Origin of the sequence: Variovorax brevis, assembly GCF_030317105.1 — a bacterium.
In the GTDB taxonomy this organism is placed as follows: domain Bacteria; phylum Pseudomonadota; class Gammaproteobacteria; order Burkholderiales; family Burkholderiaceae_C; genus Variovorax; species Variovorax brevis.
In genome coordinates, this window is sequence record NZ_JASZYG010000016.1 from 67346 (window position 1) to 82510 (window position 15165).

A 15165-nucleotide genomic window follows, 5' to 3' on the forward strand; every position below is an offset into this window, starting at 1 on the left:
CGTCTTTTTCGACTAACTCGCCACACCTGCGTTGCGTCCCGTGCGACGGGATTCACCGTCGAGCGTGAAGCGCAGGCCATTCAAGGACGACCTTACGTCTTCGCCCGGTGGTTGCCGCACGCCCCGCAGCAGTGCGCCGTGCTCCAGAAACGTGCGCCTTTCCTCCTGCAAAATAATGATGTCGCGGAACTCTTGAGCGCAGTACATTGCCCCACGTCCGAGGAGGGCGTGACGATGGAGAAATCCGCGGCCCCGAGTCCTAAGGACACCGAGCAGAGCTTTCTGGTGAGGGCGCCAGAACTCTCGTTGCCCAAGGGTGGGGGCGCCATCCGAGGGATCGGTGAGAAGTTCTCCGCCAATCCCGTCACCGGCACCGGAGCGATGTCGGTACCAATTGCACTTTCGCCCGGCCGCGGCGGCTTCGGTCCTCAGCTGGCGCTAGGCTATGACTCGGGGGCGGGCCACGGCGCGTTCGCCTTGGGTTGGCAACTTGCGCTGCCAAGTATCAGTCGCAAGACCGACAAGGGGTTGCCTCGCTACGGGGATGAGGAGGAGTCCGATGTCTTCTTGCTTTCGGGAGTGGAAGATCTGGTCCCGGTTCTCGACGCCGGCAAGCGTGTTGTCCAACTGACGCGGCTCGCGCGCAAGGACTACAACGTCCGTCTCTACCGACCGCGCATAGAGGGCTTGTTCGCCCGCATCGAACGCTGGAGCGAAATTGGGAAGCTGGAAAACGCCTTCTGGCGCACACTCAGCCGCGACAACATCGCCACTTGGTATGGACGCGACGAAGAAAGCCGCATTGCCGATCCGGACGACCCGACTCGCATCTTCCAGTGGCTGATCTGCCAGACGCACGACGACAAGGGCAACGTCGCCGTCTACGGCTATGCCGCGGAAAATAGCCTCGGTGTTGACACAGGCGCCACATGGGAAGCCAACCGCCGGCCCCAGGCCCGGCAGGCCAACCGCTATCTGAAGCGCATCCTGTACGGCGGTGCGACACCCTACTTGCCGGTGCTCGACCCCGAGCTGAATGAAGTCGACTTGCCCGGCGATTGGATGTTCGAGGCCGTCTTCGACTACGGCGACCACAGCGGCCCATATCCCACGCCCGTTCCTGATCGGACCACGTCCGCCAATCCCTGGCCGGCACGCGTGGACGCCTTCTCCACCCATCGCTCCGGCTTTGAAGTTCGCACGTATCGGCTGTGTCGTCGTGTGCTGATGTTCCATCACTTCCGCGACGCGCCCGGAGTTGGAACCAATTGCCTTGTGCGTTCGACCGAGTTCGAATACGAACTGCCGGATGCACCAATAGATGTGACCCGTTCCGGCTACACGGTGTTGCGCGCGGTCACGCATCGGAGCTATCAGCGCAAGCCAGGGTCCAACACCGATTACGAATGGCGCGGAGTTCCCCCGGTCGCCTTCACCTATAGCCGGCCGGTGGTCGACCCGACCGTGCGCGCCATAGATGCCGGCCAGCTGGACAACCTCCCGGTAGGCATCCAAGGCCCTGGATACCAGTGGATCGACCTCGATGGCGAAGGCCTGTCTGGAGCGCTGGCTGAGCGGTCCGGCGCCTGGTACTACAAACCCAACCTTGGTGGCGGCCGCTTCGGCACCACGCGGTTGGTCGTAGCGCAGCCGACGATGGCCCTTGCGGCTGGCAGCCGCCACCAGTTCATGGACCTCGCCGGCGATGGCGAGATCGACGTCGTGGATTTCAGCGGCCCAGCACCGGGCTTCCATGAGCGCGATCGCGATGAGGGCTGGAAGCGCCACGTCCCCTTTGTCAGCCTGCCCAATATCGACTGGCAGGACCCCAATTTGCGCTTTGTGGATCTCACTGGCGACGGTCACGCGGATGCATTGATCACCGAGCAGGAAGTTTTCACCTGGTACCCCTCGCTCGACGAGCGGGGGTTCGCGGCCGCCGAGCGCACACGCCAGGCGAGGGACGAAGACGCCGGACCCCGGCTTGTGTTCGCTGATGGCACCCAAACCATCTTCCTTGCCGACATGTGCGGCGACGGCTTGACCGCCCTCGTGCGCATCCGGAATGGCCAAATCTGCTACTGGCCCAATCTGGGCTATGGCCGTTTTGGCCGCAAGGTGACGCTGGGCAACTCGCCGCGGTTCGACCACAGCGACCTCTACGACCCGCGACGCATCCGGCTCACCGACATCGACGGCAGCGGCCCCGTCGACATCATCTATCTCGGTCGCAATGGCGCTCAGCTCTACTTCAACCGCAGCGGCAACAGCCTGAGCGATGCTCGTCTGGTCGATCTGCCCGTCGCGACCGAGAACCTCGGCGCCGTGCAAGCGGCCGACCTGCTGGGTAATGGCACCGCCTGCCTGGTGTGGAACTCGCACCTACCTGCCGACGAACGGCGGCCCGTGTGCTACATCGACCTGATGGGTGGCGCCAACGAGACGCAGGAGGAGCACTGCAGGCATGAGAAGCCACACCTGCTCATCGAGGTGAACAACAACCTCGGCGGCAGCACCGAAATTGAATACACGCCCTCGACCCGCTTCTACCTGCAAGATCGGCAAGCCGGCACGCCGTGGATCACGCGGCTGCCGTTCCCCGTGCATTGCGTCAGCAAAGTCACCGTGCGCGACAGGTGGCGCGGCACCGCCTTCAGCAGCACCTACAGCTACCACCACGGGTACTTTGACGGCGCCGAGCGCGAATTCCGCGGTTTTGGTCGGGTTGAGCAGATTGACGTGGAGAGCTACGGAAAATCAGCGCAACACAATGCCGCCAGCCCCTACATCACACAAGACCAAACGCTCTACCAGCCCCCAGTGAAGACCATCACCTGGTACCACACCGGGGCAGCAGCAGACCGGCAGCACCTCCTCGATCATTTCGAGCACGAATATTTTCCGCGTCGCTTTGCCGAACGATTGCCCGACCCCGCCAATGAGCCCAATGCCTTTCACGAACGAGTGCTCCCCGAGCCCCAGATCCCGCCCGACCTGACTGCTGTGGAATGGCGTGAAGCCTTGCGTGCCTGCAAGGGTATGGTGCTGAGGCAAGAGGTCTATGCACTCGATGTGGAAGACATCGCGGCAGCCCCTGCGCGGCACACCCCCGTGCGGCTCTTCTCTGCCGCCACGCACAACTGCCACATCCAGCGCCTGCAAGCCCGGGGCGACAACCTCCACGCCGTGTTCCTGGTCACTGAGAGTGAGGCGTTGAGCTACCACTACGAACTGGCGTTGCCCAAAGACACCAGCCAGCTCAAGCCCGACCCGCGCATCGCCCACACCCTCAACCTGCGGCATGATGAATTGGGCAACCCGCAGCAGTCCATCGCCATCGGCTATGGCCGCTGGCAACCCGGCGACCACGGCACGCTGCCTCGCTCCGACCTCATCACGCAAGTTCAAGGCGAAGTCCACGTCGCCTATTCCGAGACGCGCTACTCCGGAGACGTGGTCCTTCCAAAGCGCCCTGCGGGAGCAGTGCAAGCCGTTCGCGACCACCGCCTGCGTCTGCCCTGCGAGGTACGCAGCTACGAGATCACCGGCCTCGCCAAACCCGCCAACACCTACTTCGACATCGCCAGCTTGCGCCAGCACGCGCTGTGCGAGGACTCGACCTACCTGCCGGTTGTGCCCGTTACGCTGCCGGCGCAGTCGGCCATCGTCGTCACGCCACTGCAATACCACGAGCAACCCAAGATGGGTGGTCCGCACCGTCGCATCGTCGAACATGCGCGCACGCGCTTCTTCGACGATGGCGACGACATCGAAGGCACGCCGAAGACACCCACCGCCGCTTTGACTTTTGGCCAGCACGGCCCGCGCGGCCTCAAGTACGAAGACTACAAGCTCGCCCTGACCGACGAGTTGCTGCAAGCCGTATTCACCCAGGGAGACGCGGCCGGGAACATCGATGACAAATTGGCCTGGGATCTGGAACCTGGCACCGTGGCCCGCAGCCTGCTCGATACCCCCGCCATCAGTGGCTACATACCGGGTACGCAGATTGACGCTGCCCTCACCGGCCAATACTGGATGCGCTCCGGCACTGCTGGTTTCGATGCCGACGCTGCCCGGCACTTCTACCTGCCCGAGCGCTACACCGACTCCTTCAACAACACGATGGAGCTGCACTACGACGCACTGGACCTCTACGTCGAGTCTAGCAAAGACGCGCACGGTAACGAGACGCAAGTTCAGGACTTTGACTTCCGGGTGCTCACCCCACGCACGATCATCGACACCAACGGCAACCACACCCAGGCAGCCTTCGACATCCGCGGCCAGGTGGTCGCCGTGGCCGTCAAAGGCAAGCAGGTGAACGGCCGGTGGGAAGGCGACCACCTGGACAGCTTGACGACGGCGCTGGTCAATGTACCGCCCACTCAGGTCATGTCCTTTTGCACCAGCCCAGGCTTTGACAATCAGAAGCAAACCCAGGCTCGACTCTGGCTTGCGGATGCAAGCACCCGGTTCGTCTATCACTTTGGCGAGGGGGAAGACGCACAAGGCCACATCACCTGGGCAACCTGCCCGGCAGGCGCCTGCGCCATCACGCGTGAACAGCACGTGGGCCAGCTCGCAGCTGGAGGGCAAAGCCCTCTGCAAATCGCCCTCGAATGCTCTGATGGCAGCGGCAACGTGCTCATGAAGAAGGTGCAGGCCGAGCCCGACCCGCAGAGCACCGCCCCCGATCCTCCGAGGCGCTGGATCATCAACGGCCTGACCGTGCTCAACAACAAGGGTAAACCGGTCAAGCAATACGAACCCAGGTTCGTGGACGATTTCGGCTGCCAGATGCCCGAAGCCAACGGTGTGACGCCCGTGATGTACTACGACGCCGCAGGCCGCCTGGTCCGCACCGAGTTCCCCGACGGCACCTTCAGCCGCGTGGAGTTCTCGCCCTGGAACGTCAAGACCTTTGACCAGAACGACACCGTGCTTGGAAGCGCCTGGTACCAGACACGCAACCAATACCCACCCGCAAGCCACTTGCCCGTCAGCGCACCCCCGGACCAACGCGCCGTCTGGCTCGCCGCACGGCATGCCAACACACCGGCACTCACCGTGCTCGACAGCCTGGGCCGCGAGGTCATAGCCATCGCTCACAACCGGGTCAAAAGCCCGAGCGGCATGCACACCTTCGACGGCCGCCGCTGGAAAGACGAGCACGCCCTCACATACACGAAGCTAGATGCCGAGGGCAAGCCGCTGTGGATCCGGGACGCACGGGGCAACCTGGTGATGCAGTACCTCACGCCCCCCAAGCCCACCTCACTGCCGGTGAGTGCAACCCAATGGCTCGCCGCAGAAAACGTCCCCGCCACCGCCACGCCCTGCTACGACATCGCCGGCAACCTGCTCTACCAGCACAGCATGGACGCGGGCGACCGCTGGATGCTGATGGACGCCGCCGGCAAGCCCATGCTGGCTTGGGACTTCAACGAGCGCCAGGACGATGGCATCAACGTCTTCGACGAACGACGCCTCATGATCGCCGACTACGACGGGCTGCACCGCCCCACCGCACTCTGGCTGCGCACGTGGAGCCGGCCCAAGGGCTCTGCCCAACCCTTCATCGCAACCCCGAAGGAAAAGGTCGAACGCTTCGAGTACCAGGACGCCCAGCTCAACGACTCCGCCAACCTCAACGGCCAAGCTGTGCGCCATTTCGACCCCAGCGGCCGCGTCGAGACCTTGCGGCTCGACTTCAAGGGCAACGTGCAGGCAGTGCGGCGCAGGTTGGTCAGCGATGCCAAGGCCTCACGCATCGACTGGGCCGCCGATGTCAACCCTGACGGCACGTCCAAGTTGGAGGGCGATAGCGAGAGCTACACCCAGATCACCGAGCACGACGCGCTGGGCCGAATGACAAGACTGTTCAACTGGCACCGCCCAGGCCAGCCTGTGGCGGTGTACGAGCCCACATACAACGCACGCGGCGCGTTGTTCAGTGAAGACCTCGTCGTGCGGGCGACCAAGACTGCAAACGGCTATGACCCTGCCTCAGGCAAGCGGACCACAGCCATTGCCGCCATCCACTACAACGCTAAAGGCCAGAAGACCGATCTTGCGCTCGGCAATGGCACGCTCACCCAATATGAGTACGACACAGACACCTTCCGCCTGCGACAAATTTTCACTACCCGTCCAGCCGACAAGCGCCTCTACTCGCAGCGGCGTGCCAACCTGACGGACCCTGGTGTGGTGCAGGACCTGAACTACACCTACGACCCGGTAGGCAACATCACCGAGTGCGAAGACCAAGCCTACAAGCCGGTGTTCTGGAACAGCGGCATCGCCGAACCTCGCAGCCTCTACGAGTACGACGCCCTTTACCGCCTGGTTTGGGCCCAGGGCCGCGAAACAGCACAGGGTGGCGACGCGGCGCGAGACGGCACCGAGCCCGCCTATGGCAACGGCTTCCCGGTGACCAATCAGACCCTGCGTCGCTACACCCAGCTCTACGAGTACGACGCGGTTGGCAATTTCATCACCATGCGACATCGCGTGCCCAGCGACACCACGAAGAGTTGGACTCGCCATTACGAAACCGCCGTCGACAGCAACCGCCTGCTAGCCACTTGGCAAGGCAGCAACCGAGCGACCGCCGCCGTCGCCGACTTCCTTTACGACCTTCACGGCAGCATGCGTAACCTCGGCCCCGTGGGCGCGCAACACCACTTGCGCTGGGACCATCGCGACATGATTCGCAGCATTGACCTCGGCGGCGGTGGCGGGGCCTGGTACCAGTACGACAGCGGCAAACAGCGGACACGCAAGCGCATCGAGAACCAGAATGGTCTCGGAGGCTACTGGGAGCGCATTTACCTGGGCGGCTACGAGCTCTACAGGAGGTACAACGCTGCCAATCTGGTAACACCCGTCGAGGAGATCGAATCGCTGCATCTGTTTGAAGGCGAACAGCGGGTGTTATTGGTCGACGACGTGATTCGGGCAGATGCCAATGCGCAGCCTGGGCCGAACGGCCTGAGCATCAGGCCGAAAACACTCTTTCGTTACCAATACGGCAATCACCTCGGCTCCGTCGGCGGTGAACTGGATGAAACCGCACGAGTAATTTCTTATGAGGAGTTTCATCCGTACGGAACGACCGCCTATCGGTTGATGGATTCATTCGCCGAAGCGCCAGCGAAACGATACCGATACACCGGAATGGAGCGGGATGAAGAGAATGGGCTTGTGTATCTTGGCGCTAGGTTCCTACAGGGAAGCCTCGGTCGTTGGGTCAGCGGTGAGCCAAGCGTGCGCGAGCGTATGCTCGCCTCTGCGTATTGCTATTGCCACTGTTCTCCAATTAATCAGTCAGATCCACAAGGCCTGGCGCCTGGCAAGGCCGTCGAAGACACTATTCAGGAACCGGATACCAGCGGCGTTCAAGTGCCAGGTTTCCTCAAGACCAAATCGCTTGGGGTAAATGCTTCTAAATTCCTGATCGAAACTGACTTGACGGCAATGAGTGGCACTGCTCGCGGTGCCGCGAACGTCGCGAGCGAATTCGAGATTCCTTCCCGTACCTTCCTCGGTACTGGCGGTACGGGAACCGCCATAAGCGTTACTGGTGCACTACGAGGTATAGGTCTTTCAAGTGACATCCGCGTGGAGCACTTCAGCGAGTTCTCTTCGCGTTTCGGTCGCCCGAAAGCTTTCAGCTTGTTCGTCATACATGAAGAGACCGTTGCGCAACTCAGACAGCACGGCCAGCTACCGTACACCCTCATCGGCGAACAATTGGAAGAAGCGGCGCGCGGCGTCGGCCTTCGAGTCGGAAGTTGGAAAGTCGAGCCAGGTTCCCATGGCTTTGGTTACAACGTATCTGGACGCTTTCAGGCGACGTGGCTCGGTACGGCTCGGTACGCTGCTTCTCAGGCGTTCACTGGAGCGCAATTATTGGCGGGCAAGTTCATAAAGGCCTTTGGCGCGCAGCTTATTCCTGGATATCAGGAAATATCGCAATTCGGTGAAGGTGCTCGCTTTCCGTTCCTTAGCGGCGGATGGTTCCTTCTAAGATATGCATTGCGAGCTGCGACAAGCGGCGGATCGCTATCCATCGGCCAAGCAACAGCGGCACTAGCCAGAGGATCGAGGGCGCTTGCAGCCTCTGTCGCGACAAGGGCGGGCGCGACAGGAGCCGCAGTGCTAGCCGCAGCCGGTTCATTTGCGCTTCTTGGCTTTACGGCGCATGCTGCGGCAACAGATCAAACGGGACCAATTGACATTGCCGACCGATACTACGGAACCGGCTTCGGCAACATGCGTGGCTGGTTCGAGCGGTCGCAATCGGTACCGCGATGGATGAAGGACCTAGATAGTTGGTCCGTAGACACTGCCGGGGCCATCGCACACAAGATGGGACTTTGGTGACGACTCCGCACGCTACACATCGCTTCCTCCATTTATTGAGAATCCCAAGCTCGCACGCGGGCCAGGCGCTCCCGAAGAAACAGGGTTGCGCTACAAGGTGAACGGCAGCCGTGAAGAGTACTAATAGTATGTCTGTTGCCGTGAAGGAGAGTGTGCAAAAGTGTGGGAGGCTGATTCCGAAGGTCACGCATCCGAACTCTCTGGGACTAACTGCCTTATGGCGGATGGCACGAGAGCCGTGTGCCCGTCTTCGACGCCTTGGCCAACGCCACCAGTCGACCTGGCGACAGCTCGCCGTTGAGAGCAGCGACGCGGACCTGCGCCAGGCAATGGGCCCCTTCGTCGGTCCATCGCATTTGCTGCTTCTTCGCCATCCGATGGCTCACCACCAGGTTCACTGCCGACTCTGCGATGCTGCTGCTGATAGGCAAGCCCCTTCTGTGACGCGCCCCGTAGTTCACCAGTGTGCCGGCGTTGTTCTCGATGTAGCCAGACACGCGCTGGAGATTCCACCAGAGCGTCGAGTATTCGTAGCCCTTCCTGGCCATCAACGCGGCATCGAGCGCTTTGATGCGCGCCACGGACTTGCCGCCCTTGCCGTGCCAGACGAACCATTTGGCGCTGCGGATTTCGCTCTGCACCCAAGCTCGCTCCAGCGGTTCGATCATCGCGCTGCCGAACACCGAGTTCTCCGCCGCCTTGAACTTCATTGCGATGTGAAACCAGTCCAGTATCCTGCCGCGGGCAAGTTGGCTGCCCTGCACTGCCTTGGCGAACTCGCCCGCGTCATCGCTGATCACGGTCACCCGCTCGTTGGGCCCGACACCGCTTCGGGCGAGGAACTGATCCAATCGCGCGGCCCCCGAGGGCACCTGCTTGTGCACATACGCATACACGCGAGGGCCACGGTCGGCAAACGAGGCTCTCCCCGCAACGATGTTCACGTGGCGTTGCGGGATCGGTGCCGGCGACCAAGGCGACCGAAGCTTGGCTTCGGCGCGCGCAGCTTGGCGGCCCTTGGGGCTGCTGTGGTGTTTCAACCATGCCGAATCGACGCTGACGCATGCGACGTTGGTGGATTCGCGTCGTGGGACGATGATGTCGGTGATATCGGCCGCCTTCGGCTGTTGCGCGATTTCGCGCTCCACCTCGGCATCGAGTTGCCTTGCGACCGCGTGAATCCTTTGCCGTGTGCCGCTGAATGAGATCTGCCTGTCGAGCGGAAGGACCTCCTTGAGCAGCGCCGTGGCCTGCCGGTAAGGCAGATGGGCGGCCCATTCCACCTGAAGGTATTCCAGTTCCGGTGTCACCCGCTTGGGCAGCGCCTTGCAAAGCGGGCTCATGGAACTGCGTGCTGTCCCCGGCGCCGCACGGCAGGGACACGACCACAATCTCGGGCTCCTGACGGCCACGTTTCCATACACCGTCCGCACCACAATGCTGCGACTATCCTTGTGGCTGAGCGTCGTGCCGCACCGGCGGCAGTTCGTCTCGCCCGACATCCACCCGTCAACTTGCTGCGAGACCAATACGTCTTGGGCCCGGGCCAGCAGGACACGGCCTTCAGCAAGGGTGAGGCCCAACTTGGAAAGACTGCGGTCGCCCCGCTCGAGCACAGCCAACGTCACGGCACCGTCCACTGCGTCGCCGATGTCGCCGGCCTCAGCAATTCGTGCCTCAATGATCAAGCGCATGGTTTGCCTCCGACCGTTCGATGGCCGCCAGAGTAGCGAAGATGGCCGCCTCATGAGCAACTCGAAGCAAGGCCGCCGTCCCTTGCAGCCTCCCACACTTTTGCACACTCTCGACTCCGCCGATGCCGAGGAGATTCGTCGCCCCTTCATCCGTTCTCGCTGGTAGTCCACCAAGTCTTTCCTGTTGTTCTCAAGGAAGCCGAGTAGCGCCCTGGCAGCGCCGTGAGCGGTCTCTGCACACTGCCTGTAGAAAGGTTCGAGTGCCTCCAATTCCTCTTGCAGGGAAGCCACCAGCGTTCGAGTCATTTTGATGGCGGCTTCTCCCGTTCCTCTCCACAGCGCATTGCGGATCTTTTTCCAGAGCCGCTCGCATCGTGAGATCAAGGGTGGGCGTTCGCCAGCGAAGTACCACCGTGCGTAGATTGGGCCCTTCACTGCATGCAGCTTCATTCCTAGATGGAACCAGTCGAGGATCTTCGGCGCGACGCGCGGCGCGACCGAGGTCACCAGTGAGCGCATGCCCCTTGCGCCGTCAGTGACGACATCGACGATGTGTGGATGGTGTCCAGCCGCTTTGCTCGAGTGCAGCAGCGATCAGCACCATCGTGAGCGTTCGCCGCTGAAGCGCACAGACGAAACGCCGGCCCATTGAGACCGTCCAGCTCGACACGACCTGCAACGACCTCGAACTTGGCTGCATCCTGATAGGCGATGCTGCCGCTGGCGCAGACGGCCGACGACTACGAGGCGCTACTGCCCTGGAACATCGCGCTGCCAACCTCGTAGCCCAACCCCTGCACATTGACGGCCTACCATGAAGCTGTCCCGCGCCAAGCTTCGGAGACTGATCGGGGACGCGACCGTCGAGGCGTACAACGACTCCGAGCAGCGTGTCGGCTTCCTGATCATGATCCAGGAAAACCTCCAATTGCCGTTCAAGACCTATGTGCTCGGTATCGAGGTGCTCGTCGAACGGGTCGACATGACCGCGAGCGAGCAAATCGTCGCGATGTGCCGCAACGGGCGGACGCGGCAGCGAATTCAGATTCTCGACCTACCACTTCCGAGTCCATTGCCCCGTGGGCGTGGAGTGGATCGAGGCCTCCGTCATTGGGACCGCAGCGTCAACTAGACCCCTTCGCCAGGCGGCGCAAGGACGGGGTTCACTGATCGCTTACCTTCAATCAGGCGGAGCACGATCTGAACGAGCATCACCATGGCCTCATCGTGCCACGGTGTTCGGTCCGAGCCAACCATCTATCGGTGAGACGACGGACAGAATTTTTGCGGACCACAGGGGGCGTCCATTACTTCACGCGCGCCGGCCGTGGCGGGCCGCAACCCCGTGCTGTACAAGCTACGCATCTCCCTCAGGTCTCAGGGCGATTGGACCAACCTACAGGTCCTCGAGCAAACCGCGGTCAAGCGCGAACTGGTGGCGGAAGGTATTCGGGTGGCCTGCAGTAAGCGCGATCGTGTTGAGCAGCCTCTTCCACTCACTGGCGTTAGGACCGAAGCGCTCGGAGAGGTCCCGAACCTCGTGAACGTGGCCCCAGTGCGGTAGCGCCATGAATTCATTGACGACTCGGTTCACCCGAGCGTGAAAAGAGGCGTTACCTGCCATGCGGCTGATCGTCCATACCTCCACGAGACCAGTGAGATCGAACTGCTGCATGCCCATTAGCGCGACGGTCGGACGAACGAAGCGAAGATTCAGAATGAGAATGAGCGCGTGGTCCTCTTCGTTGCGGACCGCATCAGCTTCATCGAGGATCGCCTCAGCGAACGGCACAAGTTGTTCGGCCGGCACGGCGTACTCTTGGCTGTGGATGAGACGTTCGAGCGCGGTGTGTTCTTGCTTAGCTCCGCCTGCCGCACCGCAGTTGGGCTGTTCCGTCAAGATCGTGTAGCTCTTTCCGACCTCGGTGCCCGGCGGCCGTTGAGTAATGTTGGTAAAGAGATTCTGGACTGCATCGAGGATCTGACGGCCAGATATGAAATAAATGCCGATCCGCCACAGTGCACTGAGCAAATCCGGCAAAGCATTGGCCAGTGCTTCGTCGACTGCCGCCCCGTCCCCTGAGGCGGAGGCACTGATTGCGGCGACGATGTCGTCCACGCTGCCGGTGAGCCGCCCGATGGCATCGATGTCCTCCTCGAGTTCAAGAAGCTCGCCAATGCGCCACAACTGACCTGTGAGGATGATCTCAGTGATGGCGCGACTTCGTTCCAAAAAATGAAAGCCAAGACCGTTCATGACGAAGGCCAGCGCTCCTGAGCCAAGGCCTATGAGGCCTGCAGGACCCAAAAAGGCGGCAGTGCCGAACAACGTGGTCCATAGGGCTTCGGTCAGGGTCCCCGCGCTGCCAGACGGCCGGGCCCTCTCGCGTATGGGCGCGGAAGTGGGCGTGCGCGTAGTGACCCAAGCCGGGCGGCCTATAGAGGGATTGACGGAAACCTCGTAGTACCACGGCAAGATCCCTGTGTTCTCAAGAATTTCCGTTCGGATCTCGGCCTTGACCGCCTCCCAGCTCATGGTGCGGGTCTCCTCCTGCAGCATATGCAACGGGACGGCCTCAATAATCATTGAATAGACGATGCCAGCCTGCCCCATAGCGACAAGGCAGGCGTTGAACAAGTGGTCGTCGTATCTCAATTCAAGGCAGGGATCGAGCACCCCGCGTGCCATGAGGTCACGCATGGCCGCCTCGTTGGTGACGGGCTTGTTCCTGCGCTCGATCCACCACTGCTGCCCGCCGTTCGCCACGAGGTGGAGCGCCCGGACGAGATCCGGGATTGGAGGGAGGTCGACGGTTGCGCCATGAGTGCCGGTGTTAATCGCGCCTGCGAGCGACTGGCCGCGCGAGCCGCCGAGATTAGGGATAGCAAGAGGCAACGTAATAAAGGGGGCGCCGGGAAAGGGTGGAGGGTCGAGCTTGCAATTCAGGTCCCAGAGCTTGATTCCGGCCTCAACATGAACGAGTCGGGTCCAGATGGGCAATGGCGGTGCGGTGTCTGGGTCGAGGCCGTTTGCCGTTGCGACCATGCGGTCGATGCGTTGGCGGGGCCAATCGGGCAGTACAGACTCGAGGGTGTCCAGGCGGGCTGCTCCCAAGACGTCGGAGCGTATGTTGTTCAGCCCGGACGTGTCGATGACCAGCGGCGGGATTAGTGGTGTGGAGGCTTGCGGGACGGTGCATTCGGTGTAGGACCAGCGGGTCCCTTCGACACCAACGCGCACCCCCCTGCCCATGTTCATGCGCTCTGCCGTACGAACAGCGTCGACCAGTCCACTCAGGGTGGTGGGGCGTACTGTGCTCGTCACACGTCTGGTCACGTTTCCGTGCCAGTTTTCGTAGGGGCTTACGATGCCCAATGGCACGAAGCCGTCGGACGGTTGCCTCTGAATTCCCACTCGGAGTTCCCGTTCGTCCTGCCCACAGCGGCTTCTCGCCACCAATGTGGCGTGGAGGCTCCCGTCGCCTACCAGATCGGGGATGCGCAAGACCTCGCTCCCGGCTCTGGGATCGAGGGTCAAGGCAACTCGGCGGCGCAATACCGGGTCGGATGCCCCCGGCGGCCGCTCGGTGATTTCAACTGAGAGATCGACTGCGCGGGCGTTGCACACCTCCCAAGCCAGTTCTACCTCCTCCCCTGAGTGAAGGCACTTTGCTGGACGGTGCGTAAAGGCCCAGATCTTCGTGCGACCGCCCAGGAAGATTGGTGGGTGCGCGGGACGGACATTGAAGTCCAGATCTACACCGCAAACGTTGACAGGCTCCGCAGCAGGCACCAGTAGCTCCAGCTCACCGCAAATGGCGTCGTATGGGACTAGCACGTCGATGTGGGTGTCACTGAACGCCGAGGCTGTCACAAAACGGCGAGATGGACTACCTTCAACGGCAAAACCGACCATCGGGTCGAATCCCCCCGGAGAAAGACCGGTCCCGTAAAGCGTCAGGGTCTCGCCAGGGCACGCGTCGGAGGGCTCAACTCGCTCGATGACGACCTCCGCGGCGCTCATCCTCTCGGCGACGGCGACGGCGATGTCCGGGATGGCTTCTGGGCACCAGTCGTCAACGGGCACTTCGATTGGATCGTGCCAATCCCCAGGGTCGGGATACGGGATGGGATTCCCCTCGGGAAAAGGTGAGGGAAAGGGGTGAAATCCGGGCATGCAAAAGCCACCGAACTCGCCCAAGGTCAGTTGAAACAACCTTGCTGCCCCTGGCACACCGAACGAGGCGGCACGAGCGTCCCGCAAGAGGGGCCGGAGCTGGGCGATCGCCTGCAACTGGCCATGCACGGCCTGCAGTGCGCGCCAAAGCCGGGTCAAGTCGTTTCCGCTAACTAAGGCCGCGGCGGCGACCATCGTTACGACGACCTTAGCCTCGACGAGACGGTTTCTGTCAATGCGCCGCTCGTGGGGCGGGTGCTTGCCATGTGCCAACTTGATGAACAAGGCCTCTAGCTCTTGTGCAGGAGGCGGCGTTCGTGTTGGATAGCGCGCGGCGTTCCAAGCCTCGAAGTGCCTCAGGTGTTCCCGAAAGCGCGTTGCAGCTCCGGCGCGAGCTTCGAGCACGTCCTGCGCCAAGTGGAATAAGTCTGGCAGCGTCGCTATCGGCGGAAGACGACACGTCAGGCTCTCAAGAGCCAGCGCTGCGTTGGCCAAGACCGAGTCCTCAAGCTGCTCAATTCCCAAGGCAATGGTCTTCAGAACCTCGGCGCGAAGCACGGGCACATTCTCCGCGTTTCGAACCGCGGAGGCGGCGAGGACGTCCTGCGACACCTCGATACGGGTTTCCCACGGCCCTGAACTTCCCAAGGGCATAGTGGCAAGGACCTTCCCCGCGCGATCAGTCACATCGATCAAGCCACCTTGTCCGTCGTACGCCAAGCTGAAGGTAGCATCCTCTCCGGTTCTTACGACTTCGGGCGATGATTTATCTCCTATCACCAGGCGTACCCAAGCGCCGATGACTGGGAGGCCGGTCTCCTTCACGTAAACGGATCCTTTCAGCTCATGTGACATGCTGACCTCCTATATTTGTACCCATCGACGTTTGTTAATCGTGGTGACTAT

The 15165-nt window shown here is 61.9% G+C and carries 4 protein-coding genes; 2 read left to right on the plus strand and 2 right to left on the minus strand.

Features of this window, described 5'->3' with window-relative positions:
• Nucleotides 1–138: 138 nt before the first annotated feature.
• On the plus strand, nt 139–8388 hold the full coding sequence (locus tag QTI66_RS31840) for a SpvB/TcaC N-terminal domain-containing protein (RefSeq protein ID WP_286564364.1): 8250 nt from the start codon (nt 139–141) through the stop codon (nt 8386–8388).
• 215 nt (nt 8389–8603) lie between these two features.
• Here QTI66_RS31840 and QTI66_RS31845 read toward each other — a convergent pair whose 3' ends face one another.
• Nucleotides 8604–10601, minus strand: coding sequence for an ISKra4 family transposase (locus QTI66_RS31845; protein WP_286564365.1), 1998 nt, complete (start codon nt 10599–10601; stop codon nt 8604–8606).
• 295 nt (nt 10602–10896) lie between these two features.
• On the opposite strand from QTI66_RS31845, the gene QTI66_RS31850 reads away from it, so the two are divergent.
• Nucleotides 10897–11214 carry a hypothetical protein gene (locus QTI66_RS31850; protein WP_286564367.1) on the plus strand — a complete coding sequence of 106 codons (318 nt, stop codon included), beginning with the start codon at nt 10897–10899 and terminating at the stop codon, nt 11212–11214.
• A gap of 264 nt (nt 11215–11478) precedes the next feature.
• Here QTI66_RS31850 and QTI66_RS31855 read toward each other — a convergent pair whose 3' ends face one another.
• Nucleotides 11479–15114 carry a D-arabinono-1,4-lactone oxidase gene (locus tag QTI66_RS31855; protein ID WP_286564368.1) on the minus strand — a complete coding sequence of 1212 codons (3636 nt, stop codon included), beginning with the start codon at nt 15112–15114 and terminating at the stop codon, nt 11479–11481.
• Nucleotides 15115–15165: the final 51 nt, after the last annotated feature.